Here is a 23,982-nt window from a genome sequence, read left to right on the forward strand (position 1 = left end):
CCTGCCGCAAAACAAGATTCCCGATCTCGCCCTGGCGCGGGAGCTGCTGCGGGCGGGGGAGTTCGAGCTGCTGGAGTTGCTCTTCGGCCCGCCGCCGTTCGTCCTCTCCCAGTTGATCCGGACGGCCTTCGTTCCATCGGAAGGGCGGCGCTTCATCGTAGACGACTTCGCGGCTATTGAGGGCCGCGTCATCTCCTGGATCGCGGACGAGGAGTGGAAGCTCGAGGTGTTCCGGACGCACGGCCGCATCTATGAAGCGACAGCGTCCCGTATGTTCGGCGTTCCGCTCGAGACGATCGTGAAAGGGCATGACAACTACAAATACCGGCCGTTCGGCAAGGTCGCAGAGCTCGCGTGCGGCTTCCAGGGCGGCGCCGGCGCGCTCGAGGCTATGGACAGCAAGAGGGAAATCGATCCAGAGGAGTATCCGCGGCTCGTGCGGCAATGGCGCGATGCAAATCCGAACATCCGGAAGCTGTGGTATGCGGCGGAGGAGGCGGCGATCGAAGCCGTGCGGACGAAGTCCACGGTTAAACTGAAGCACGGCATCCAGTATCGCTACGCCGGCGGCATCCTGTTTGCTGACTTGCCGAGCGGTCGCAGCCTCGCCTACGTGCAGCCGGAAGTGAAGATGGAGACGATTCGGCCGAAGGACAAAGAGCCGTTTCAAAAAGAATGCCTGAGCTTCTGGGGCATGGATCAGGTCAAGAAGAAGTGGGAGAAGCAGCGGACCTATGGCGGCCGATTGGTGGAGAACCTGGTGCAGGCGATCGCGCGGGACTGCCTGGCGGAGACGCTGCTGCGGCTTGATCGTGCAGGGCTGGAGATCGTCATGCACGTTCACGACGAGGTGGTCATCGATGCAGATAGCGACGACGGGCTGCTGGAGCGGGTCACGGCTCTCATGGGAGAGCCGATCGACTGGGCGCCTGGGCTGCCGCTTGCGGCAGCGGGGTTCGAGTGCGAATTCTATCAAAAAGACTGAGGGAGGCCGTTCCTGTGGCGATTCGAAAAGCTGATCTATACGATTTCATTAATGCGAAAGCATTGAAACGGAAGGCGGAATTGAAAAAAGAGGTTCTAGACGCGCTGAAAGTCGCTTTTACGCCGGTCATACACCAGCTATATAAGGATCTCGATCCGATCGAACGGAGCGCGTCCAGCTTGCATACAGCCCTGCTTGCTGTACAAGAGCGACATCCGAGGTACGCAAAAGCATGGAATTTCTCGCAGCTGGTCGGAGATATTGGGCGCCACCTTACAGCAATGCGTCGAGATATTATTCAGGAAAATGCTATTTGGGCGCGTACGAATCTACTCGATCTCGGAACCAATGGCCTGCATGATGGCCTTGAGGAAGCATACAGCATCGTGGAAAGCTCGATTGCCCCGGTGATCAAGGAGTACAAGGCGCTGGTCAAGGTCTCGGATGAAGTGCTGGCCATCGTAGAAGGCAGCCGCAGCGGCGACAAGGCATATCGCCAGCTGCAGGAGCTGGGCGTTGATCTGACTGGCTTCGAGCCCGTAAATCCGAACCTGCCTGCAGTCATCAAGCTGTCGGCCGATGTCTGTATCCTGAACGGAAACTGCTCCTAAATACAAATAGAAGGGATGATGAGAAATGAGTCTCGACAAGGCAATTGAGAAGATCAAGGCCGAGATGGCCAGCGCGAAAAACGAAGGCTACGTGAAGGTCATCGGCGAGTTCCTGCTGCAGCACCTGGAGGCTGACCCGAGCTTCGCCGTCCACGTCCTGGCCGAGAGCAAGTCCATCACGCGCAGCCTGGACAGCATGCGCAAGGCCGCCGAAAAGCAGAAGGTCGGCAACGTTGCCGTCCTCTCGGATGCGGATGGCTTTGCGATCGTCGTCAAGTACTTCGCCGAGCCTGTGCCGGCCCCAGCCACCCCAGCGCCCGCAGCTCCGCCCGCTGAGGCCAAGCCGGAGACGCCATCGGCGCCAGAGGTCGAAGAGGATGAAGACTTCGACTTCGATGCGCTGCTCGGGTAGGGGGTCATTATGTCGAAGCAGAACCGATTTTATGAGAACGAGTTCATGCGGCATTTCCCCTCCGACATCAGCGATGAGATCCGAGATTACTGCACGGACGAGGTGCTGGCCAGCAGCCGGTACCTCTTCACCAGCCGGGAGGGCAGGCAGCAGATCGCATACTGCACGCACTGCAAGCTCGAGCACCACAGCGACGGGCTCCGGCACGGCAAGATCGAGGAGTGCCCGTTCTGCCGCTCGGCCTGCCGGGTCAAGGCGTCCGGCCGCGGCCGGAAGAGGCTGATCGACGAGGCGTACCTGATCTGGTACGAAAAGTCGACCATCGACCCGCAGGCGATCATCGCGCGTGGCTTTTACATGCTGCGCGACTACTCCGGCAACTACCGCGAGACCGAGACGGTCATCAAGCCCGTCGCCATGTATCTGTTCGAGTGGGGTCAGGGCGGCCGCATGCTGCGCCGCGACTACTGGAGCCGCTACATCAACTGGCAGGCTACATCAAGCGTCTTTTCGGAGGCGAAGCGGTCGATGGACTACAAGCCCTGCTTCCACAGCCGAGCCAACATCCGGCGAGCGGTCGAGGGCACGCCGTTTCGGTATTGCATGTGGGAGAGCTACGAGGTCAACGACTACGTCAAGACGTTCGACCTGGCGGCGCGCTACGGCGACGTCATGGAGTTCCTCACCAAGGCCGGGCTCCGCAGCTTTGTCGTCTCGAAGCTGACGGGCGGCTCGACGTACGGCGCCATCAACTGGCGCGGCAAGACGCCTGAGGCCGTGCTGCGCCTGACCAAAGCCGAGATCAAGCAGATGCGCAAGGCCGGCGCGATCGGGCCGCGCGCGCTCCGCTCGTACCAGATCTCCAAAAAGGACGGTTCCAATTACAGCTGGGAGGAGGCGCGGACGCTCTGCGATCTTGTCGACCCTTTCAATGCAGAGCGACTGACGGCGCTGAGCGAACACGCGCCGCTGCCTGTCCTCAAAAAATATATCGCGAAGCAAGCGCGTCGGGATCCGCGCCGCTACTCGGCCGGCTCGCCCGTGCTGATTGACTGGCGCGACTACCTCCGGGAGTGCCGCGAGCTCGGCCGCGACATCACCAGGCCCGGTGTCCTCTTTCCGAACAACCTCCACGAAGCGCATCAGCTCGCGGGTCGTGCGCTGAAGCTCGTGAACGACGAACGCGTCAACAAGCAGATCGCCGAACGGCTACCGGAGCTGCTGAAGCGTTACGGCTTCGAGCGTGACGGACTCATCATCCGGCCGGCTGTCAGCAGCGTCGAGCTCTTCGATGAGGGCAAGGCCCTATCGCACTGCGTCGGCGGGTACGCCGATCGCTACGCCAAGGGCGAGACGACGATCCTCCTCATCCGGAGAGCGGCGGCGCTGGACGAGCCCTACCATACGATGGAGGTATCCGGCACAAGGATCGTCCAGTGCCGAGGGATGAAGAACGCCCCGCCGCCGCCGGACGTCGCCGCCTTCGTCGCGGCGTTCGAGAAAGCTAAGCTCACCGAGAAGAAGAAGCGCAGCAAGATCAAGATCGCACAACCGGCCTAAGGAAGTGAACCTATGCAAGACATCGAGCTCGATATCAGCTTCGGCAAGCACCGCGCCGACGTCTCGTGGAAACCTGAATACCTGACCTGGGCCGAGTTCGTCGAGCGGCTGCAGCGCGTCCGCCGGACGGCGGAGACGATGGCGCAATACGACAAGATGTCGAACGCCGAGCGCGGCAAAGTAAAGGACGGCCCGGCTTTCGTGGGCGGGCTCGTCCGCGGCGGCCGCCGCAAGAAGGAGAACGTCGACACGCGCAGCCTGATCACGCTTGACATCGACCGGGCGGACGACAGCTTCCTCTTCTCGGTCGAGCTGGTGCTCGGCGGCACGGCCTACGCCATCTACTCGACGCATAGCCACCGGCCGGCGGCGCCGAAGTATCGCCTGATCGCGCCTTGCAGCCGGCCGCTGTCGCCCGACGAGTATGCGGCCGTCGCCCGCAAGCTAGCGGAGCAGATCGGCATGGAGTACATGGACAAGACGACGTTCGACGTCCACCGGCTCATGTACCTGCCCAGCTGCTCCAAGGACGCGGAGCCGGAGCTGCATCTTGCCGATGGGGGGCTGCTTGACGTCGACGCCGTGCTGGCGATGTACGCGGATTGGCGGGACGTCATGGCGTGGCCGCGGCATGCGGGCGACAAGGCGCCAGCACTCGCCGCAAAGCGCGCGCAGGATCCGCGCGAAAAGCAGGGCACGATCGGGCTGTTCTGCCGGACGTTCACGATCGAGGAGGGCATCGACACGTTCCTCGCCGACGTCTACTCGCCTGGCAGCATGCCGAATCGCTACACTTACGCCGGCGGATCCTCCGCGAACGGACTCGAGATCTATCCGGAGCAGGATCTGGCGTTCAGCCATCAGGACAGCGACCCGGCTGCCGATGGCCGGACTTACAATCTGTTTGACCTGGTCCGTGTCCATAAATTCGGGCAACTGGACGAGCGGGTCAAGGAGCACACGCCGGATGCGAAAAAGCCGAGTCACTTGGCGATGGAGCACTTTGTCGCGGCGCGGCCGGAGATCAAGCGGGCGAAGATGGCCGAGATCCAGGAGGCGTTCGGCGACATCGATGCGGAGCCGGCGACGGATGACCTAGAGCCAGATGAGGATGACGCCTGGGTCGAGCAGCTGGAGACCCATCACAAGACCGGTGTTCCACTGCCGACAGCCGGCAACGCAGAGCTGATCCTCTCGCATGGCGTCTGGCGCGGCGTGCTGGCCTACGACGCCTTCGGCAACTCCGAGGTCGTCCGGCGGGCGCTGCCGTGGCGCGAACGAGAGCGGGCGGGACGTGCGTATGAGCCGTGGCTCGGCGCGGACGACAAGCGGCTGCAGCACTGGTTCAGCAAGGCGTACGCTATCAACTCGGGCAAGACGATCCAGAACGCGTTCACGGAGGTCGTCCACCGAAACACGTTTCACCCAATAAAGTCGTACATCGAAGCCGGCCGCTGGGACGGCGTGCCGCGGGCGGAGCGCCTGTTCGTCGCCTACCTTGGCGCGGCTGACACGCATTACGTCCGCCAGGCGACGCGCAAGATGCTGTTGGCCGCCGTGACGCGGCTGTACCGACCGGGTTGCAAGTTCGACCAGATGCTGGTGCTGGTGGGGCCGCAGGGCGCCGGCAAGAGTTCGCTGCTGGCAAAGCTGGGCCGGGAATGGTTCTCGGACAGTTTGCGGACGTTCGAGAACAAGGAGGCCGGCGAGCACCTGCAGTCGGGCTGGATCTTCGAGATCGGCGAGCTGTCGGCGCTGAAGCGGGCGGAGGTCGAGGAGGTCAAGGCGTTCTTGTCCAAGACCGAGGACCGGTACCGCGTCGCCTACGATCGGCAGGTGTCCGAGTTCCCCCGAAAATGCGTCTTCTTCGGGACGACAAACACGCGGGAGTTCCTGCGGGACGCCACCGGCAATCGGCGGTTTTGGCCGATCGAGGTGCTGCCGGAGCGGGCGGAGCTCAGCCACTGGGACCATCTTGGCGACGACGAGGTCAGCCAAATCTGGGCGGAGGTGGTGAGCTGGTACAGGGCGGGCGAAGCCTTGGAGCTGGACAGCGACGCCCGCATGGAGGCGGAGCGCCAGCAAGCGGCGCACATGGAGCACGATCCGCGCGAAGGCATGATCCTGGAGTGGCTGGAGACGGAGGAATCCGATGAGATGGACAGGCCATCGGGCCAGCGGCAGCGCGTCTGCGCGGCCCAGATCTGGGTGGAGTGCCTCGGCAAGCATCGCGGCGACATGCGCGCCTGGGAAGGCAAGGAGATCATGGATATCCTTCGTAAAGCTTCCGGATGGGTGGAGCGCAAGGGGAAGGCGAAGATGCCCGTCTATGGCGTTCAGCGCGTCTTCGAGCGGTTGCCGTGAAGGTTGCCGAGAGGTTGCCGAGGTTGCCGAGCCCGGTTGCCAAGGTTGCCGCGAAGTTGCCATCAATCCGGATCGAAGGCAACCGTGTTTAGCCGAGTATTGACGCGGCTTTCCGGGTATGGTTGCCAAGGTTGCCGTAAAAACAATAGTAGTAGTAAAAGTAATATTTAACCCATACGCGAGAGAGGCGCACATAAGTTAAACACGCATTTGAGCGCTACGTGCGCGAAGACGTCAACTTCGGCAACGCTGAGATAGGAGGTCGACATGAGAGAATCAGAGCTGGAGCGTATGCTGGTCCGCGAGGTCAGAGCTGCAGGCGGCCGCGCCGTGAAGTGGACCGCGCCAGGTGAAGCCGGCGTCCCCGATCGGATCGTCCTGCTGCCAGGAGGACGGATCGCATTCGTCGAGATGAAAGCACCGGGCGGCCGACTCGCCCCGCTGCAGGTGCGCTGGGCGCGGATCCTTCAGGAGATGGGGCACCGGCATTACACGATCGACAGCCGTGAGGCCATCAAACGGTTCATCCAGGAGGTGAGCGAGTGAAGTACCACCCGCATCCGTATCAGGACTACGCCTCGGATCGCATCCTGTACACGCCGTACATCGCGCTGCTGCTGGAGATGGGCCTCGGCAAGACGGTCGCCACGCTGACGGCGATCGACCAGCTGCTGAACGACTACTTCGAGGTTGAGCGGGTGCTGGTCATCGCGCCGCTGCGGGTCGCCGACGACACCTGGGCCCGCGAGGCGAGCAAGTGGGACCATCTGCGGCATTTGAGGATCAGCAAGGTGCTGGGTAGCGCCGACGCCCGCCGGCGGGCGCTGAAGACCGAGGCCGACATCTGGGTGGTCAACCGCGAGAACATCGAGTGGCTGGTCGGCGAGTACGGCAGCAAGTGGCCGTTCGACATGGTGGTGGTCGACGAATCGTCGAGTTTTAAGAATCCGCAGGCCAAACGCTTCAAGGCGCTGCGCCGCGTCCGTCCGTTCATCAAGCGGCTGGTCGCCCTAACCGGCACGCCGGCGCCGAACAGCCTGATGGACCTGTGGCCGCAAGTCTACCTGCTGGATCAGGGCGACCGCCTCGGCAAGACGATCACCGGTTTCCGGGACCGCTACTTCACCGCCGGATCTCGCAGCGGCCACGTCGTCTACGAATGGCGCCAGAAGCGCGAGGCCGAAGAGCGGATCTACGAGGCGATCAGCGACATCGCGGTGTCGATGAAGGCGGCGGACTGGCTGGAGCTGCCGGAGCGCATCGACCGGACCGTATCGATCCGGATGAGCGGCGCCGCGGCGGAGCTGTACAAGCGGCTGGAGAAGGAGCTGCTGCTGGAATACGTCGACGCCGACGTCGTCGCGCAGACGGCCGCCGTCCTGAGCAACAAGCTGCGGCAGATGGCCAGCGGCGCCGTCTACGACGAGAATCGCGGGGTCAAGCCGATTCACGATGCCAAGCTGGACGCGCTGGAGGACATCGTCGAGGCCGCACAGGGCAAGCCGGTCATGGTCTTCTACGACTTCCAGCACAGCCTCGCCCGGATCCAGCAGCGCATCCCGCAAGCGCGGACGCTGCGCAAAGGCAAGGACGGCAACGAGGACATCCGCGCCTGGAACGCCGACGAGATCCCGCTGCTGCTGCTGCACCCAAAGAGCGCCGGCCACGGCCTCAACCTGCAGGAGTCGAGCTGCCAGACGGTCGTGTGGTTCGATCAGATCTGGAGCCTGGAAGAGGACCAGCAAGCCAATGCCCGCGTCCACCGCCAGGGCCAGACACGCAGCATCGTCGTCATGCGGCTGGTGGCCGAAGGCACGATGGACGAGGAGGCGGTCGCGGCGCTGGAGAGCAAAGCCGCCGGCCAAGATGCGCTGATGGAGGCCGTCAAGGCGCGGATCGAGAAGGTGAGGAGCGGATGAGTCGGGCGAGGATCGTGCGGGAGATCGACGTGCTGCAGGACGCTAATTGCAAGAGGTGCCCCAAAAAGCGCGAGCTGGGTCCGAATCAAACCCGACTTGCCAAGTATTGCGGTAGTGAGTGTCCTATCGGCATCAGAATCCGAGCGCTGGGCGAGGAGTTTGCGTCTGAAGCCAGGCCAAGGAAGAAACCAATTCAACTGGACGGAGGAGGAACGAAAATGGCCAAACCGAAAATCACGCTTACGGCGGAGCAGATCCAGGCTGAGCGGAGCGTCGGAAAGACGATCAAGCAAATCGCAGAGGAGCACAATGTCGGGGAGTCGACCGTGTACAATCGACTTGGACCTCCGGGTTCCAAGCCGGAGGATGCCGCAGCCGCCAAGCTGGCTGCGGCGAAAAGGGAGCTCGAAGAGGCCAGGCAGCGGATAGCGGAGCTTGAACACCAGAACGCCTCCTTCGTGGCGCTGGCCGGCGAGGCTGCCGAGAAGCAGCAGGCGGAGATCGAGCGCCTCAAGGCGGAGCACGAGCAGCATGCGCAGCTGCGGCGCAACGCCTACGAGGCCCACAACGCGGCGCAGGAGAGATTGCAGGAGCGCGTCAAGCATCTCGAGGAGCAGCTGAACACGGCAGAGACCGAAAAGGCAATGCTGCTGCAGACGATCGAGCGCGCCGCGCGTCCGGAGCCGGCAACTGAGGCGCAGCTACTAGATCGGGCGATCGGCGAGATGACTCGTGTGCGCAAGCTGATCTACCTGTACGCGGCCGGAGAATGACGAGAGGAGGGGCTGAATTGACTGAGCAACAAGCCATCGAGCTGCTGACAAGCTACCGGGCCAAGCAGGCCCGCATCAAAGCGCTGGACGCCGTGCCAGTAGGCGTGGGAATCACGATCAGCCGGCTGAGCGAGGATGACCAGCTCCAGCAGCTGCACCGCAAGCTGAGAGGACAACCAAGCTACATGTACCTGACGGGCGAGGAGCTGCGCCTCGAGGCGACGGCGCATGCGTACCTAACGCGCTACCCGGTCGGCACCCTCGCACAGCTGGCCGCGGTGCCGGTGCAGGGCGCGGATCCAGAGGACAGCGGACAGCTGCAGGAACTGCGTAGCAAGATCAAGCGGGTCATCGAGGCGCGCGGCGCCGGCACGGACGATCTGGACATGCTGCTGGAGCGTCTGGCCGAGGCACAGGACCTGCAGGCAGAGCTCCGCCGGGTCGATGCCGTGCTGGAGGCGCTGGCCGGCTACAAGCCGGATTGCGCCAGGCTGCTGCGGCTACGGTACATGGAGGACAAGCGCTGGGATGAGGTCACCCGAACGATGCGCATCTCGAAGGACGGATATTACCGGCTGCACCGGAAGGCCCAGCTTGAGTTTCAAAAGCTGATGGCGTAGGAGTGCGAAAAAGTTGCGAATGAAATGCGAATAAGTTGAGAACACAGAGCCTGTCAACCCGTGTTAAAGTGGTATCATACGAATCGTCTCAGGAGAGGGGCTGGCCAGTTATGGGCGGCTCCTTTTTCTTGTAATTTTTTTTTTGTGAATTATGATCGCATGTTTGAAAGGAGGCCGCTTATGTGGCGTTGACTGCAAAGCAGAAAAAATTCGTTGCTGAATACCTTGTCGATCTCAACGCTACCCAGGCGGCCATCCGTGCAGGATATAGCAAGAAGACGGCGAGGTCGGTGGGACAAGAAAACCTGACTAAACCTGATATTCAGAGAGAATTGCAGGCCGCGATGTCTGAGCGGGCCCGCCGGACTGAGATCACGGCCGACATGGTCCTACAGCGCTGGTGGGCCATCGCGACCGCAGATCCGAACGAGATCATGCACCTGCGCCGCCTAGCTTGTCGGCATTGCTACGGCATCGGGCACGCGTACCAATGGCGCGATGCCGCCGAATACGAGGACGCTGTCCGCCCCGCGGAGCGGGAAGCTGAATTGAGCGACAAGCCCCCGGATATTCCTTCGTGCGAAGGCGGCTTTGGCTTCAATCGGCTCTCCGCCCCCAACCCTCGCTGCCCGATCTGCTCCGGGGAAGGTCGCCTGGACCTGCATCTCGAAGACACGCGCCAGCTGCCACCCCAAGCCCGCATGCTGTACGCCGGCGTCAAGCAGACTCAGGCCGGCGTCGAGGTGAAGCTGCAGGACCAGGGCAAGGCGCTCGAGAACGTGGCTCGGCATCTCGGCATGTTCAGGGACAGGGTGGAGCTGTCGGGCGGCCTGGACAACACGAGCCAGGACGTCGGCAACCTGAGCCCAGAGCAAAGGAGGGCCCGCATCGATGAACTTAACCGCCGCAGAGGAATCGGAACTGATCGCGCTCCTGGAAGCTGAGGAGCGCTTTTTGGCGTCCCAGGACTATTACGCCTACGTGCAATACACGCACGGGGCAATGTACCGGTACACGCGGCACGGGGAGCACATCGCCAACGTCTTAGGCGACGCCGTTCGGCGCCGGCAGCTTATGAAGGCCGGAGAACTGCCGTTCGAAGACCAATACATCATGGTCAACGTCCCGCCGCAGCATGGAAAGTCCATGCATATTACGGAGACCTTCCCTAGCTTCTTCCTCGGCAAGTTCCCGGAGGAGGGCTGCATCGAGGTCAGCTATAACGATCGCTTTGCGGAAAAGTTCGGCGGCAAGAACAAGGACAAGATTAAGGAGCATGGAGAGGATCTATTCGGAATCCGCATCTCCACGGACACAAATGCCAAGGGCGAGTGGGAAGTTACGGACTCTACCGGAAGGAAGACGCGCGGCGGCATGATCTCCCGCGGCATCATGTCTGGAATTACGGGATCGTCCCTCGGCGATTGCATCATCATCGACGATCCGATCAAGAACCGCGAGGAGGCCAACTCCCAGACGATCCGTGACAAGCATTGGGACGAGTGGGTCGACTCCATCGCAACGCGGATCCACCCCGGCGCGATCGTGGTCATCATCATGACCCGATGGCACGAAGACGACCTGTGCGGTCGGCTGCTCAACCCAGAATACGGGCCTGTCCTCCCCTGGCTCCGCGTCAACCTGCCTCTTGAAGCCGACGAGAAGCACCTGCAGGAAGAGGGCAACCCACTCGGCCGGCAGCTGGGCGAGCCGCTATGGCCGGAGCGCTACGGGCAGGAATTCATCGAGCGGCGCAGGGCCTTCGCGGGCTCCTTCAACGCCTTGTTCCAAGGCCGTCCAAGCAGCCAAGAGGGCAATATGCTCAAGCGGCAGTGGTGGAAGTATTATGACACGCTTCCGCCCATGGCTTCACAGCTCATCAGCGTCGACGCCGCCTTCAAGGACGAGGCGGACAGCGACTTCGTCGTCATCCAGGTCTGGGGCAAGGTCAATGCCGACATGTACCTCATCGACCAGGTTCGTGCGCGGATGAACTTCCCGGCGACGGTCAAAACGCTCGAGAACATGGCAACCAAGCACCCGGACGCCGTCCTGAAGCTGGTCGAGGACAAGGCCAACGGCTCGGCCATCATTTCGACGCTGCGGCAGCGGATGGGCGGTATCGTGGCTGTCAACCCGGAAGGCGGCAAGGTCGCCAGGGTCAATGCCGTCTCCGCCTACATCGAGTCAGGCAACACGTATCTTCCACGGCAGGCGGAGTGGATTCATGACTTCGTCGAGGAGTGCGCCGCCTTCCCTAAAGGCACGCATGACGACCAGGTCGATGCCATGAGCCAGGCGCTGCATCGGTTCATCTACCACCGCGGCGAGCTGCCGGAGCCGCCGCCCAAACCGACACCGTTTCCGTTTCAGGTGGAAGAACCGTATACAGGAGGGATCATGGAGTGGTAAAGCTCATCGAGGTCGCGCAGATCCTGGAGCGGCCCCATTTGGAGCCGGAGACAATCCGAGCGTTGAACGCCTTCATTCGTCGGCAGCTGGAGAAGCCTCAACCGCAGCCTGATTCGGAAGAGAAGGCTCGAGTACAAAGTGTGGTTGACGAATGGGTAGGAGCAGAGGGGGTGGTTAGGATTGAGTAAAGTAGCTGCAGGCGAAGAGCTCGTCGGGCTCGTTGACAAACGATACACCGAAGGCAAGTCGTACCTGCGTAGCCGCGGTTTCTTGGATGCATGGCCGCTCTATGAGCGGATGAAGGCGGGCGACCAGTGGCCGCCGGCGACGGCACGGACCAAGTCTTTGCCGCGTCCCGTCTTCAACATCATCGATTTTATCAGCAACCACAAGGTATCAACCGTAATGAACGAAAACGTGAAGATGCTGTTCTCGCCTCAAGAAGCCGTTGACGAAGGCGAGCAGAGTCCGGAAGCATTGGTGGCCATCCAAGCGGCTGAGTCTTTCACACGGTACAGCGACACGGTTTGGGAACTGATCAAACAGGACGAACTCAACGAAGAGGCGTTGGAGAGCGCGTCCAACTCCGGAACGGGCATCTGGCATTACTACTGGGATTCATCGGTTAAAGGCGGAATGACAATGCCTTGGATCGGGGAGATGCAGGGCGAGACGCTCGATCCGATTAACGTTTTCTTCGGAAACCCGCAGCAGCGCCGCGTCCAGAAGCAGCCGTTCGTCATCATCACGCATCGCGAGATGGTCGACTCGGTTCGCGAGGAAGCAATGGCCAACGGGCTGAGCCGCGAGCTCGTCTCGACCATCCAGGGCGACTCGGATCAGACTGACGAGGGCTACGACGGCGCACGAAAGGAAGTCGGCCAGGGCACAAAGGTCACAGTAAAAACGATGTACTGGCGAGAGGATGGGCAAGTCATGTTCTGCCGGACGGCCGGCAGCCAGCTCGTGAAAAAACCGACCTTCACTGGATTCAAGAGCTACCCGCTCGTCGTTATGCAGTGGAAGCGCCGGAAGAAGTCCATTCATGGTATCGGCGACGCCGAAGGAATCGTCCCGAACCAGCGGGCGATTAACCTCATGCTCGCCATGAGCGTTTACAGCAGCCAGCTAACAGGCTGGCCGAAAATGAAGATCAACCCGGCGTACGTCGATCCGAATCAGATCAACAACGATCCGAGCGTTCCGCTTATCGATCGGTCGCCGCAAGGAGAGACCGGCGCGGACTACATGACGCCTGGACAGATGTCGCCGCATATTCCAAAGCTGATTGACTCGTTTATCGATTACACCAAAACCCTGAGCAGCGCGCAGGATGCGGCAACGGGTGATATGCAGTCCGGTAACCTGAACGCCAGTGCAATTATGCTCTTGCAAAAAGCGGCTGGCGTGCCGATTGAGAGCATCAAAAAACGCTTCTATCGAGCAATGGAGGACGTGGGACGCGTATGGGAGGAATTCTGGAAGACGAAGTACAACACGGCGCGGCGCGTGGCGATGAAGGATGACGAGGGTGAAGGGTACGCAGAGACGTTTAGGGGTACGGATTACGCTGACATCGGCTTGAATCTGAAGATCGATATCGGGCCGAGCTCGAGCTATTCCGAGCAGCTGATGATGGCTTCGCTGGACAAGCTCTATGAAAAGCAGGCGATCAGCACGGAGCAGTATCTTCGGTACGCGCCGAAGAACGTCGTGCCGTTTAAAGATCGTCTCCTGAAAGAGCTGGAGGAGCAGATGCAACAGCAGCAGCAAGCCGAGGCGATGTCCGGCGCTCAGCAAGCGGACCCGCAGGCCGAGGCGGCAGCGCAACTTGAGCAGCAGCTGGCGATAAAGGAGAGGGAACATGAACAGCGGCTTGAGCTTGAACAGGTGAAGGGGCAAAATGCCCAGGCTGCGGCCGCGGCGAGAGAGGGTACGAGATGACAAGTCGATGGGATACACAGGGAAGATCGGTTGAGCTAGCAGAGATGCTAAATATAAATTCAGAAATAGCTAGAACATTGAACATTTCAGTTCCTGCAGGAGCAACGGCAATAGCAATCGCTGCAACTCCAGTCGTGGATTTCAGACGAATATGGGCTTACGCAGTATGTAAAACTGCAGAACCTCACAATATGACCTTAAGGATTGAATACGCCCATACATCCGGAAGCAGCGGTATGTATCCTAACGCTGCGGCAGGAACAAGCGTTGCGGTAACGAGCATGAACAGGGTGAACATCCCTCAGACAGACCTTCCATGCACAGTAGTCTACGTCACATTAACTAACCAGGATGCCACAGCGCATAGCTATGATGTTGTCTTGGGCGGCGTAAAGTAACGGGCTTGCGCTGAGACTGCGCAAGCCCGTTTAGGTTGGGACAACCATATCCCGAGGAGGCAACGACAGATGGAAGAGACGCAAGCAAGCGCCACCCATAGCGCCGAACCGATTCAAGCCACAACGACTGAAACAGCGGCTACTGTTACCACGCAGGAGGCGCCACCAAACCCAGAAGGCATCAAAGTTAAGTACAATCACGAAGAACGCATTATCGGGCTGGACGAGGCACCGAGCTGGATCCAGAAAGGGCTTAACTACGACAAGCTGCAGGGACAAGCAGATCAATTCGAGCAGCATTCAAGGCAACTCGAGCGCGCCGCAAAGTACCACGGCTTCCCAAGCACAGAAGCATACTTGCAGGCGATCGAGGAATCGGAGCAGCAGCTGCGCATCGAGGACGAGGCGCGCCGGCTGGGTGTCGACCAGTCTGTCGTACTTGAACACTTGCAGCCTTTGCGCGAGCAAGTCGATGAGCTGACGAAGACCAAGCAGGAGCTTGAGTCGGAACGGCAGCAATTCCGCATCCAGCAGGAACTGGTCGACCTACGCGCCAAGTATCCTGATTTTGACCAATACGGCGACAAAATCGTGGGGCTTGTTCAAAGCAAAGGTTATGCGCTGGAAGATGCATACATCCTGGCTTCCCATCACGACAAGCTGTCCAAGATTCAGCAGGAGACAGAGGCTAACACGATTCGCGGTCTCACGAACAACGCCACATCTTCCCCCGGCGCGCTCGGCGCCGAAGGGGCGGAAGAGAAGTCTGGTTACATGTCGATGTCCAAAGATGAGCGCCGTCAATTCCGCGAGCGGGTGAAGCGCGGCGAGGTAACATCAATTTAATGGAGGGTGATTTCTAATGGCAACGAACGTTCAAGGCTATAACGCCACATCGGGGGTTAACGCTCTGACCCCGGAGCAGCACACGTATTACCAGGATGCCATGCTGGAACGCCTGACGCCGGAGCTCCAGTACGCCAAGTTCGGAGAGAAAAAGAACATCCCAAAAAATAAGGGAGCCACGACGCAGTTCCGTCGCCTCAACTCCCTCGCCGTATCCACGACGGCGCTGACGGAAGGCGTGACGCCTGACGGAGTGGATCTGAACATCACGCAGATCACGGCCACGGTGCAGGAGTACGGAGCCTGGACCAAGCTTTCCAACTTCATCATGATGACCGGATATGACCCGATGATGACCGAGACATCCGAACTCATGGGCGAGAACGCCGGCGAGTCCATCGACACCATCTACCGCGACGTGTTGGCGGCCGGCAGCAACGTTGTCTATGCGAACGGCAAGTCCGCCCGCAACACGCTGCTCGCCACGGACAAAATCTCGGCCATGGACATCCTCCGCGTCCGCCGGACGATGAAGCGCAATAAGGTTAAGAAAGTGAAGCTGCCAAGCGGGGGCATGGGCTGGCTGGCCTTCATTCACACGGACGTCGCAACGGATCTCATGACGACCCAGGAATGGAAGGACCAGAACACCTACGTGAACACGAAAAACCGCGAAGAAGGCATCCTCGGCACGATGTACGGCATCTACTTCCTCGAGGTAGACAACGGCGTCAAGTTCGCGGGTGCTGGGTCTGGCGGTGCTGACGTTTTCGGCACGATCTTCGTGGGCCGCGCCGCCTACGCCGGGCCGGACATCGAAGGTTCCAGCAAGCCCGACATCATCGTCCATCCGCCAGGCTCTGGCGGCGTCTCCGACCCGCTGAACCAATTCGCGACGTGTGCCTGGAAATGCGCATTCACCGTCGTCCGGCTTAACGAGCTCTGCATCGTCCGGTACGAGTCCGGGGCAACGGTATAAAAGGGGAGGGGCTATGCCCCTCTTACTCAGCGGAATCCAAGGGAGGAAAAAAGAAATGACCCAAAAGAAAACGGAAGAGCAGGAAGCCCAGGCTGAGAATCAAGCAGCTGCAACTCAAAACGAAAAAAACCTCGAAGCCCAGATCCGCGCTCAAGAGCGCAGCTTCAAGCAACAGCTCGCCGAAATGCCAAAGGTAACGATCGAAATTCCGGTAGATGAAAATAACCCGGATGATGTCGCAATCGTTGGCTGGAACGGCATCATCTATGCGATTCCACGCGGCATTGAATTCGAGGTCCCTGTCGTCATTCGAGACATCTGGAAAGAAAGCCACTCCAAGACGATGGCAGTCAACAAACGAATCAAGGATAGCGTAACAAAAGAAATCAAGGTGCTGTAAGAAGGGAGCGAATCCCATTGAACGTAGACCAAATCCTGACCATCGTGTCGTCGAAATACCCTCACGGGTTCGACGACACGTATCTTTTCCTACTGCTCTCAAACGCAGTTAAGGAATATTCTCGTTACCTCTATCAGCCGGAGACGGCGACAAGCTTTGATATCATTTCGGGGAATCCATTTTACTCCGTGCCGTTTTCGCCAAGTAATATCATCGGCGTCCTTGTTGACGGCTGCACATACAAACGCGATGCAATCCCTGGATATGCTCCTGGGTATTTTTATTATGTAACTGAAGGCAATTCTTTGAACCTCTACCCGACGCCGACAAAGGACATCCCAGGCGGGCTCGTCGTTTTCCACTACATGGAGCCGGCACCGATCAGCGGCAGGGGGCAGATTCCTGATTTTGATGAAGCATGGCATATGATGCTCGTCTACCGGCTCTGCAAGGAGCTCGCGGAATCGGCCCAGGATACCGCGATGGCGAATGGGTTTGTGGCGCAGTACAACGATCTGGAAGAGCAGTACATGCGCTCTAGGGTCTACCCACCCATGCAGATTCAGAATGTGTTCGGAGGGCTTATGTGATGGACTCCATGAAGCTTATCGCCCAGCAGTATGAGCAGGCAAACAAGAACCATGCCATATGGAAGGACATCATTTGCAACGTTCGAGACTTCGGCGCACGCGGGGACGGGTATACAGATGATACGTTGGCAATCCAGCGTGCAATTAATTATGCAAATGCGAATGGGATGGCGATGCTCTATTTCCCCAATGGGGGGTACAGGACTTCTGGAGGCCTCGTGAGCGACTGTGGTTTAATCTTGGCGGGGGAAAATTCACCGGAAGCCTCTCAAGTCCCTGAAAGGCGTACTATGGGATCGGTTATTTTGCCTAGTAAGAATGTTTCTGATCCGGTAATCAGCTTTATTCCTGCCGCAGGGATATACGGAGCTTCCGGAATGATGAAAGGCGGAGGTCTTCGAAGCTTGCACATCCTAGGTTCTGATCACTGGAACACGTCGGCGAATGCTGCTGATAGGGTGGCGGTCTATATGGAGCGCGTCCAGACGGAATTCACCATTTCAGACCTGTACATTACCGGATTCAGGCGAGAAGCATTGAAGATGGTGCAGGTTTATGATGGATACATTTACGGTGGGCGCATCATGTACTGCGGCACGGACGGTACGTATGCAGCTCTCTCACTCGAGGGCGATGCTACGGGGATCAACAACACCAATGCAGTTCACGTGACGGCGCTGCATATGGAAAATAACCCTTTCATGCTTTACGCTAATAAGCTCGCCCGACATATTTATTTCGAGAAAACTAAATTCGAGTTGCATGCTGGCCAGTCGCTATCAAGTCCATTCTTCTTGGATAATGTGCAAGAAATCAATTTCATGGGCTGCCAGTTTGTCACGCGATCTGCAACGGACTTGACTGCATATGCAAATCCGGATCTGCAGCCACATACGTTTTATCTCAAGGGTCAAGGGCTCGTGAAGTTTATCGGCAATGACTTCACCTCGCCAACGAAGGACGGAGCTAGGATCTTTAAGCAGGATCTAACATCCGTTTCCCGAGTTACGATGGATGCGAACACGTTCGACAACCTCTATGCCGGCGGCGGTGCTTTCCCGATCGTCGTCAAGGATAGCAGCATCATCACGGACAATCGATTCATTACCAAATCGCTGAACAATAAGCGGCAAGTCATTGACATTTTGGGTTCAAACAACACGATCTGCGACAACCACTTTGAGGACTCCGGAGGAGGAACGACTCCGGACGCATCATCGACAATGTTCAGGGTGGCTGGCGAGCGGAATATATTCGATAATACGATTCTCGGGGTAACCCCACCGAAACTCCTCGGGGGGGGCCAAGCCTATATCGAATATACCAATGTGCGGGCCAGGGCGAATGATTTGATCCAGTTTGACATCAACACGAGCACGCCATCTGTCGGGTACAACCATATTTCCGGTTCGAGTGACTTCAAGGTAGCGAATACGGTTCCGACGTCGGTCACGGATATGCTTGACGGTCGGGATGGACAGATCTTGAGGCTCATGAGCATCAACGGCACGGCGACCACATTTGTTCACGACCCGGCCAAGATCATTATGCAGGCAGGGGTGAACAAAGTTCTTCAAGGATTTGGAAAGTTCATCACGTTCGTTCGGCGGGCAGGAATGTGGTTCGAAATATAAAGAGCGCAGCCGCTGAGCTGCGCTCTTTATATTTACTCGTGCGTAGGTTCCCGTTTCGATATCGGACGCGCCAAAGCGTAACAAATGAGAACGAGTGTTATGACGTAAATGTAAATTGAGAAGTGGGAGATAAACAAAAGGACATTTGCCAGCATTAACAAAACACAACGAGCTACATTGTTGGACTTACCTTCGAAAATGTTGTTAATCATGGTCCCTAGTAAGATGATGAAGCCGATTGTGATTAAATAAACGATATTGTACCAATGCTCCTCTGAAGCTGTGACATTCACGAGGACGACCAGACCGATCAGAGTTATTAATGGAAATCCAAGCATGATTGATTTCTTCACGTTCTTTCCTCCTTCAGGTGCGGAAGGCAGAGCATCATTGCACCACAACCGAACATAAACAAGCCAGTCCCGCGCAACCACGATACGTCAACTTGGATATGCGCGAGTTGAGAGACAAAGCATCCAAACAGCGTAGCAGAGAGGACGAGATAGTTGGCGTTGCTTCGGAATGCGCGGCGGTTTTTAAGAGCCTGCACGAAGAAATACGCCATGAGAACGATGAACAGAACGAGACCCACAAGGCCGATCTCCACCAAGTTGAGCAAGAACACATTGTTAGGATCGTTCTGGCGGAAACCGAGGTAAATGATTTCGATGAAGTAATTTCCGAGTCCGTGTCCAAGCATTGGCGCCTCCTGGATCTTTGCCCAAACATCGTTGTAGATCGTCACTCGGCTATAGGCGGAGGAAAATTGGTCCGTACGTGTGAAGCTCTCGAGATAGTCCGGTGCGATGAAGCGCGTGTACAGCCAGAACAGTCCGGCGCCTAAGGTCGCGAAAAGGACAACCAGTCGAACGCGGTAGATGAGGAAAAAGAGAATGCAGACACCGACGATGGCCCCGAGCATAGATCCGCGAGACGTTGTAATGAGGAGCGACAGCGAGCTGATTGACAAGGCGGCTATTATCCAGACGCGCCGTCGCTTGAATTCCGGAAGAAGCAGTAACCCAACCAGCAAGGGGATATTGTTGCCAACGATGGCCCCGAGTGCATTCTTGTGGTAATCGAGGAAGTACAGGGCGCTGAATGATCGTGTCGCAATGGCGAATAGGACGGACGCGAGGCCCAGCATAGTAGCCATGACGGCATAAAATTTAAGAATTCGGATGACCGAAGTTTTTTGGGTCAGGCTACCGAAGACAATAACGCCAGCCACCATGAATTCGAAAAATTGTACAAACGGAGCAAAGGATTTCATTACATCACCCGCCCAAAAGAAAGAAACGGAGCACCAGGCAAGGTAAGCACCGGAGGCAAACAAATAGCCAACTCTTAACCGAAGTCGATCAAGTTCAGCGACGGCAAAAAACAGAATCATGAACAGCCAAACGTCCGAGAGGCTGATGTTGATGCCCCCGACAACGACAGACTGGACGAAGATCGTAAGTCCGAGTAGTGGGATCGTCAAAGTTTCTGCAAAGCTTATCCGCTCGCGTTGCAAAGGAAACCTAGCTGCGGCGATGCTCATGGCTTTTCGCCTCCTTTCTGTTTAAGTCCGATGCGAGCGAGCTCGAGCAGTGCTCCTGTCCGGGTCGGAATCTTCTCTGCACGCTGGTACTCCTCGATTTCGGCGAGCAGAGGCAAGGGGACACGGATATCGATACGTTCACTTTTCTTCATCTGCGACCTCCAATTATGTACGGGAATTGTACGTTGAATTAAAGATACGTTTTGTATCATTATTTGTCAATAAAAAGTGGAGGTGATTTATTGGAATACTGGCCGTCTATTGCCAACAAGACCCCGTCTGTCGCAATTAGATCATTCTCAGGAGTCAGCAAAATGGATACATTTAGTATCGGAGAGTCATTTTCGCCGGCAGCGATCAACCTGTTTTCTCTCAAAGCTCCTGCGTTGTCGACCAGGCCGGGGTTTTCAATTGTCGGCGGGCCGATAGGGGCGCGAGTGCTGGGTCTTGCTGCTTGGAAAAACCGAGAATTGCACGCCGTTTTTGCGGACGGGACTTGGCGTAAATTGAACGGAGTTGGGTGGGACACGTTGAAAAGCGGTCTAAACCCTTCTTTAGAATGGTCTTTTGCCAATTTCAAAGGCGGCTATAGCGATACCAACTTGATCGGAGTCAACGGAGCAAACGTTATGCAACGATATGACGGCACCTCCGTTCAGGATCTCGCAAACGCCCCTAGCGGTGCGAATTACGTCGACCAGCACGACAATAGGCTCTATGTCGCCATTGACAACCGCGTGGCGTACAGCGGGCTTAACGTGGCTGACGAGTGGACAATTGTAGGCCGGCCCAACGACAGTTCACCGGGGATGATACGGAAAGAGACGTATGTCGGAGAGAACATCGTCGGAATCAAGTCCGGCGCGGGCCACGCAACGGTGTTCTTCCCGTCGTCATCGTGGGAATTGTACGGAACCAGTCCATCTGACTTTGCATTTGTGTCGGTCGCCGAAGATATCGGATGTGTCAACGATCAAAGCATCACCAACCTAGGCGGCGTCATGTATTTCCTGAGCGAGTCCGGCATCTACACCTACAGCGGCGGAGTAAGGCCATCTAAGGCGTTTAGTCAGCCGGTGCAGGCTCATATCGACGGGATGGTAAAAGCAGCTCTCAAATACTGCTGCATGGGGTCGGATGGACGTTTCTTATACGTCGCAATCCCTACGCAGTCCACGACGAACGCAGACACAATCCTGGTATGGGACTCTCAGGAAAAGAGCTGGTGGATTTGGAAAGGCATTAGCCCGACGCACATGCTTAAAATGGGCGAGACGCTGTACATGGCCGATGCGCAAGGCCGTGTGCTGCGGATGGGAGGGGCGACCGACGCCGGACAGCCGATCAACTGGGAGTGGCAGTCCAAGACATTCACCGCTGAATCTATGGCGATGAACCTGCGTTGGCTGCGGATGTGGTGGACGATCGAGAAGCCTGCTGGCAGCTACGCGACGATTTACTTATCGAAGGAGCCGGAGGCCGACAGCGGATGGGTTAGCGTTGGGAGCATTAACGAAGCGGCACTCGCGAATAAGCGAATCCCGATCACGCCATTCCAGATGGCGCTGAGCCCTTATTTGAGAACCAAGATCAGTGGCAGCGGGCCGGTGACGATTAGGGAGCTAGCCTGGGATCAAAAAGATCTTCCCGCGATATAAGGAGGAGCTATGGGCCAGATTACATTCGCGCGGCCGCTGGGAAACGAGTCGGTATCGGAGCTCGCGGACATGGTCGCCAAAATGCAAAAGGAGCTGGAGTTTCTCGCGAACGGCAATCTCAGCACGTCAAACGTCCGGGAGATAAGCGGCTGGCAGGTTTCGCAAGATCGGTTCCAAGCCTATGACGGTATGGTCGGCCTGTACAGCGCTTACGGGTATGCCGAGAACGTTCGCTTCTGGGCCGGCAGTCCTCTTCCGGATATCGCTCCTTGGAGGGTCTATGACTCTGGGCGCGGAGTAGCCACGGGGTGGACTATCCAAAGCAAGGATGGCAGCTATCCTTATGTAGCGGTCGATCCGGTGAACGATCTCTTTGGGGCGTACACATCGCCGGCAGAGTTTATTCGCGTCGGGACGCAGCCGGTTGACGGGTTGACCATGCCTTATGTGCTATTCGGCTACGCCGGTGATTTTACTTATATGTATCACGGTCCCGGAGGTTTTGGGCTCTCGTCGGGAGGGCCGATGTTTTTGAACGCCAACTACAACGATCTCAAGTTGAGCATGGTCAAGGTGGACGATTGGTCCAGAATCCGAGATCTGACGACCGACTTGGGATCTGTGCTGTCAGGCTTGCAAACGAACATCAGCGCTTTCGACCCGCAATTGGCAAGTCTCTGGAGTGCCATTTCGGCGTTGCAAAGCCAAATCAATGATCTATCGGGAGGATGACATGGAAATTAGTCCGGAAATCAAGAAATTCGTACTCAAGCAGGCTCTCGATCAGCTGCAGGCGCAGTGGTACGCGCTGTCGCTCGAGAAGCTCGGTGTTGAGGCCAACCAGGGCGACACTACGGCGATCGCCGCAAAAATGATTGAGATCCAGCGGAAATATGAAGCGATTAAAGCATCCGAAACGGGGGGCGAAAATGATGCTGACGGCAGCGCAGCAGCAAGCGGAGATTCAGCGGAAGGCTAAGGCAGGTATCGCCCTGACGAATCCAACGGCAGCGAGCACTGCACTGTACAAACAGACTCAGGCGGCGGTAAAACCTGCGACAGCTTCAGCCACAAAGCAAGCAGTGGCTCCCGCGGCAGCAAAGCCTGTACAGGCTGCCGACTTGATCGCGCGACCTGGGGAGAGCGGCGTCCGGAAATACTTCACGGATAACGGATTCTCCAATATCGGGTACGACAAGGTGCGCGGCATGGTCACAGTCAACGGCTTGGATGCGCTCGCCCCATCCAGAATTTCCAACGGAACGTCGTTCGCGAGTAACGATGCCCTTTCTTCGGCGCTATCCAGGGTGAGGAACGTCGAGTTGGGCAACAAGGTGAACAGCCAGCTCGCCAACATTGAAGGGATGCTCAAGAAACCCGCGTACACGCCGGGGACGTTCTCGTATGACGCGTCGGCTGACCCGATCTATCAGGCCGCTCTGGCCAGAGCTCGTGCCAATGCCCAAGGGGCGAGCGGCGACGCCATGGCCGAGCTCAACAAACGTGGCATCCTCGACAGCACGATGACGAGTGACCGCGTCGCCGGCATTCAACAAGAGGCGATCGCTGATGTGGATGCGCAGTTGCTGCCCCAACTGACGGCGCAAGCCTACGATCGTTTCCGCGATGAGGAGGGCATGCGCTATCAGCAATCCCGCGATACGGTCGGTGATGCGGGCTCGCTACTGGCCATGTACCAGGGGGTCGACCAGCAGAACCGAGGCAACGATCAGCAGCAGTGGGAGAACCGCTTTAACTATGGCAATTCCATCGGACAGTTCGGCAACGGACAGAAAACTCAAGCGGCGAAGCAGTTTGATCAGACCATGGCCTACCAAAAGAGCTCGGACGCGGAAAACCGGGCTTACCAGCGCGCGCGTGACGCCATCGGCGACGCTCAGTGGAAAGCTCAATTCGACGAAAATGTCCGCCAATATGGACTCGGCTACGCGATGCAGCGGCTCCAAATGGACGATGACAACAGCTACCGCAGTGCCCAGCTCGCGCTGTCACAGGATGATAATGCCAGACAATGGGCGGCGCTGGACGCAGATCTCGCCAGTCAACAAAACAAGCAGCCTGAATACAGCGGCATGAGCGCTGGCCAGGTGCTGGAACAGGTGCGGCGGCAGTTTTCGGACGAAGACGGCGCGATGCTGCCGAACATTTCGAAAAAGGACCTTTATCGGACAATCGTCAATTATGGCCTACCTGATGGCCAGGACGAGCAGGTCATGCTCTCGATGGGCTTGACCAAGGCGGAAATTGCCGGTTTCGATAAGGAGATCGGCTTGGGAAAGTAGGATCCGGGTCGGTCGACCTCTCGAAAGGGGT

At 58.1% G+C, this 23,982-nt stretch carries 24 protein-coding genes and 2 pseudogenes; 24 read left to right on the top strand and 2 right to left on the bottom strand.

Annotated elements, in window-relative coordinates:
• The 20 genes and pseudogenes from H582_RS0109855 to H582_RS0109940 form a co-directional block, all read left to right on the top strand.
• Positions 1–985: pseudogene (locus tag H582_RS0109855) on the top strand (DNA polymerase); the annotation flags it as partial.
• 14 nt (positions 986–999) lie between these two features.
• Complete coding sequence (locus tag H582_RS31745; protein WP_127464361.1) at positions 1,000–1,596, top strand: hypothetical protein; 597 nt, start codon at positions 1,000–1,002, stop codon at positions 1,594–1,596.
• A 25-nt stretch (positions 1,597–1,621) separates the two neighbouring features.
• Positions 1,622–2,008: a Cas9 inhibitor AcrIIA9 family protein gene (locus tag H582_RS0109865; RefSeq protein ID WP_028598425.1), complete on the top strand. Its 387-nt coding sequence runs from the start codon at positions 1,622–1,624 to the stop codon at positions 2,006–2,008.
• Positions 2,009–2,017: 9 nt separating this feature from the next.
• On the top strand, positions 2,018–3,568 hold the full coding sequence (locus tag H582_RS0109870; RefSeq protein ID WP_043111170.1) for a PcfJ domain-containing protein: 1,551 nt from the start codon (positions 2,018–2,020) through the stop codon (positions 3,566–3,568).
• A gap of 12 nt (positions 3,569–3,580) precedes the next feature.
• Positions 3,581–5,932 (top strand): virulence-associated E family protein, encoded by a 2,352-nt coding sequence (locus tag H582_RS0109875; RefSeq protein ID WP_028598427.1) that lies wholly within the window; start codon positions 3,581–3,583, stop codon positions 5,930–5,932.
• 267 nt (positions 5,933–6,199) lie between these two features.
• On the top strand, positions 6,200–6,478 hold the full coding sequence (locus H582_RS0109880; RefSeq protein ID WP_028598428.1) for a VRR-NUC domain-containing protein: 279 nt from the start codon (positions 6,200–6,202) through the stop codon (positions 6,476–6,478).
• A complete protein-coding gene (locus H582_RS0109885) occupies positions 6,475–7,851 on the top strand; it encodes a DEAD/DEAH box helicase (protein WP_028598429.1) in 1,377 nt (458 codons plus the stop codon). Before H582_RS0109880 ends, H582_RS0109885 begins: the two co-directional genes overlap by 4 nt.
• Positions 7,848–7,952 (top strand): annotated as a pseudogene (locus H582_RS33335) (hypothetical protein); the annotation flags it as partial. The gene H582_RS0109885 and the pseudogene H582_RS33335, both read left to right, overlap by 4 nt.
• Positions 7,953–8,069: 117 nt before the next feature.
• Positions 8,070–8,624: a hypothetical protein gene (locus H582_RS0109890; protein WP_028598430.1), complete on the top strand. Its 555-nt coding sequence runs from the start codon at positions 8,070–8,072 to the stop codon at positions 8,622–8,624.
• A 17-nt stretch (positions 8,625–8,641) separates the two neighbouring features.
• A complete protein-coding gene (locus H582_RS0109895) occupies positions 8,642–9,244 on the top strand; it encodes an RNA polymerase subunit sigma-24 (protein ID WP_127464360.1) in 603 nt (200 codons plus the stop codon).
• 182 nt (positions 9,245–9,426) lie between these two features.
• Positions 9,427–10,188 carry a terminase small subunit gene (locus H582_RS26850; RefSeq protein WP_043111171.1) on the top strand — a complete coding sequence of 254 codons (762 nt, stop codon included), beginning with the start codon at positions 9,427–9,429 and terminating at the stop codon, positions 10,186–10,188.
• Positions 10,136–11,656 (top strand): phage terminase large subunit, encoded by a 1,521-nt coding sequence (gene terL / locus H582_RS26855; protein ID WP_052333119.1) that lies wholly within the window; start codon positions 10,136–10,138, stop codon positions 11,654–11,656. The genes H582_RS26850 and terL overlap by 53 nt, the downstream gene beginning before the upstream one ends.
• On the top strand, positions 11,650–11,844 hold the full coding sequence (locus H582_RS0109910; RefSeq protein WP_028598432.1) for a hypothetical protein: 195 nt from the start codon (positions 11,650–11,652) through the stop codon (positions 11,842–11,844). The genes terL and H582_RS0109910 overlap by 7 nt, the downstream gene beginning before the upstream one ends.
• Entirely contained in the window at positions 11,837–13,600 is a 1,764-nt protein-coding gene (locus tag H582_RS0109915) for a portal protein (protein ID WP_028598433.1), read from the top strand. Before H582_RS0109910 ends, H582_RS0109915 begins: the two co-directional genes overlap by 8 nt.
• Complete coding sequence (locus H582_RS31750; protein ID WP_127464359.1) at positions 13,597–13,998, top strand: hypothetical protein; 402 nt, start codon at positions 13,597–13,599, stop codon at positions 13,996–13,998. Before H582_RS0109915 ends, H582_RS31750 begins: the two co-directional genes overlap by 4 nt.
• Positions 13,999–14,067: 69 nt before the next feature.
• Entirely contained in the window at positions 14,068–14,844 is a 777-nt protein-coding gene (locus H582_RS0109920) for a hypothetical protein (protein WP_028598434.1), read from the top strand.
• 16 nt (positions 14,845–14,860) lie between these two features.
• On the top strand, positions 14,861–15,823 hold the full coding sequence (locus tag H582_RS0109925) for a N4-gp56 family major capsid protein (RefSeq protein ID WP_028598435.1): 963 nt from the start codon (positions 14,861–14,863) through the stop codon (positions 15,821–15,823).
• A 55-nt stretch (positions 15,824–15,878) separates the two neighbouring features.
• Positions 15,879–16,223 carry a hypothetical protein gene (locus H582_RS0109930; RefSeq protein ID WP_127464358.1) on the top strand — a complete coding sequence of 115 codons (345 nt, stop codon included), beginning with the start codon at positions 15,879–15,881 and terminating at the stop codon, positions 16,221–16,223.
• 17 nt (positions 16,224–16,240) lie between these two features.
• On the top strand, positions 16,241–16,813 hold the full coding sequence (locus H582_RS0109935; RefSeq protein WP_028598437.1) for a phage adaptor protein: 573 nt from the start codon (positions 16,241–16,243) through the stop codon (positions 16,811–16,813).
• Positions 16,813–18,447, top strand: coding sequence for a glycosyl hydrolase family 28-related protein (locus tag H582_RS0109940; RefSeq protein ID WP_028598438.1), 1,635 nt, complete (start codon positions 16,813–16,815; stop codon positions 18,445–18,447). Before H582_RS0109935 ends, H582_RS0109940 begins: the two co-directional genes overlap by 1 nt.
• Positions 18,448–18,796: 349 nt before the next feature.
• Here the strand turns inward: H582_RS0109940 and H582_RS0109950 are convergent, their stop codons facing one another.
• Complete coding sequence (locus H582_RS0109950) at positions 18,797–19,990, bottom strand: O-antigen ligase family protein (RefSeq protein WP_028598440.1); 1,194 nt, start codon at positions 19,988–19,990, stop codon at positions 18,797–18,799.
• Positions 19,987–20,142 carry a hypothetical protein gene (locus H582_RS31755; protein WP_156876697.1) on the bottom strand — a complete coding sequence of 52 codons (156 nt, stop codon included), beginning with the start codon at positions 20,140–20,142 and terminating at the stop codon, positions 19,987–19,989. The genes H582_RS0109950 and H582_RS31755 overlap by 4 nt, the downstream gene beginning before the upstream one ends.
• Positions 20,143–20,304: 162 nt before the next feature.
• Here H582_RS31755 and H582_RS0109960 point away from each other — a divergent pair, with 162 nt between their 5' ends.
• Genes H582_RS0109960 through H582_RS0109975 form a run of 4 tightly spaced genes read left to right on the top strand, consistent with a single transcriptional unit; the run spans position 20,305 to position 23,951 of the window.
• The gene (locus H582_RS0109960; protein WP_127464357.1) at positions 20,305–21,648 is read left to right on the top strand and encodes a hypothetical protein; all 1,344 of its coding nucleotides are present in this window, start codon (positions 20,305–20,307) and stop codon (positions 21,646–21,648) included.
• A gap of 9 nt (positions 21,649–21,657) precedes the next feature.
• Positions 21,658–22,380 (top strand): hypothetical protein, encoded by a 723-nt coding sequence (locus H582_RS0109965; RefSeq protein WP_028598443.1) that lies wholly within the window; start codon positions 21,658–21,660, stop codon positions 22,378–22,380.
• Between the two features lies 1 nt (position 22,381).
• Positions 22,382–22,627, top strand: coding sequence for a hypothetical protein (locus H582_RS0109970; RefSeq protein ID WP_043111172.1), 246 nt, complete (start codon positions 22,382–22,384; stop codon positions 22,625–22,627).
• A complete protein-coding gene (locus tag H582_RS0109975) occupies positions 22,578–23,951 on the top strand; it encodes a hypothetical protein (protein WP_127464356.1) in 1,374 nt (457 codons plus the stop codon). The genes H582_RS0109970 and H582_RS0109975 overlap by 50 nt, the downstream gene beginning before the upstream one ends.
• Positions 23,952–23,982: the final 31 nt, after the last annotated feature.

The organism is Paenibacillus pasadenensis DSM 19293 (assembly GCF_000422485.1).
Classification (GTDB): domain Bacteria; phylum Bacillota; class Bacilli; order Paenibacillales; family Paenibacillaceae; genus Paenibacillus_O; species Paenibacillus_O pasadenensis.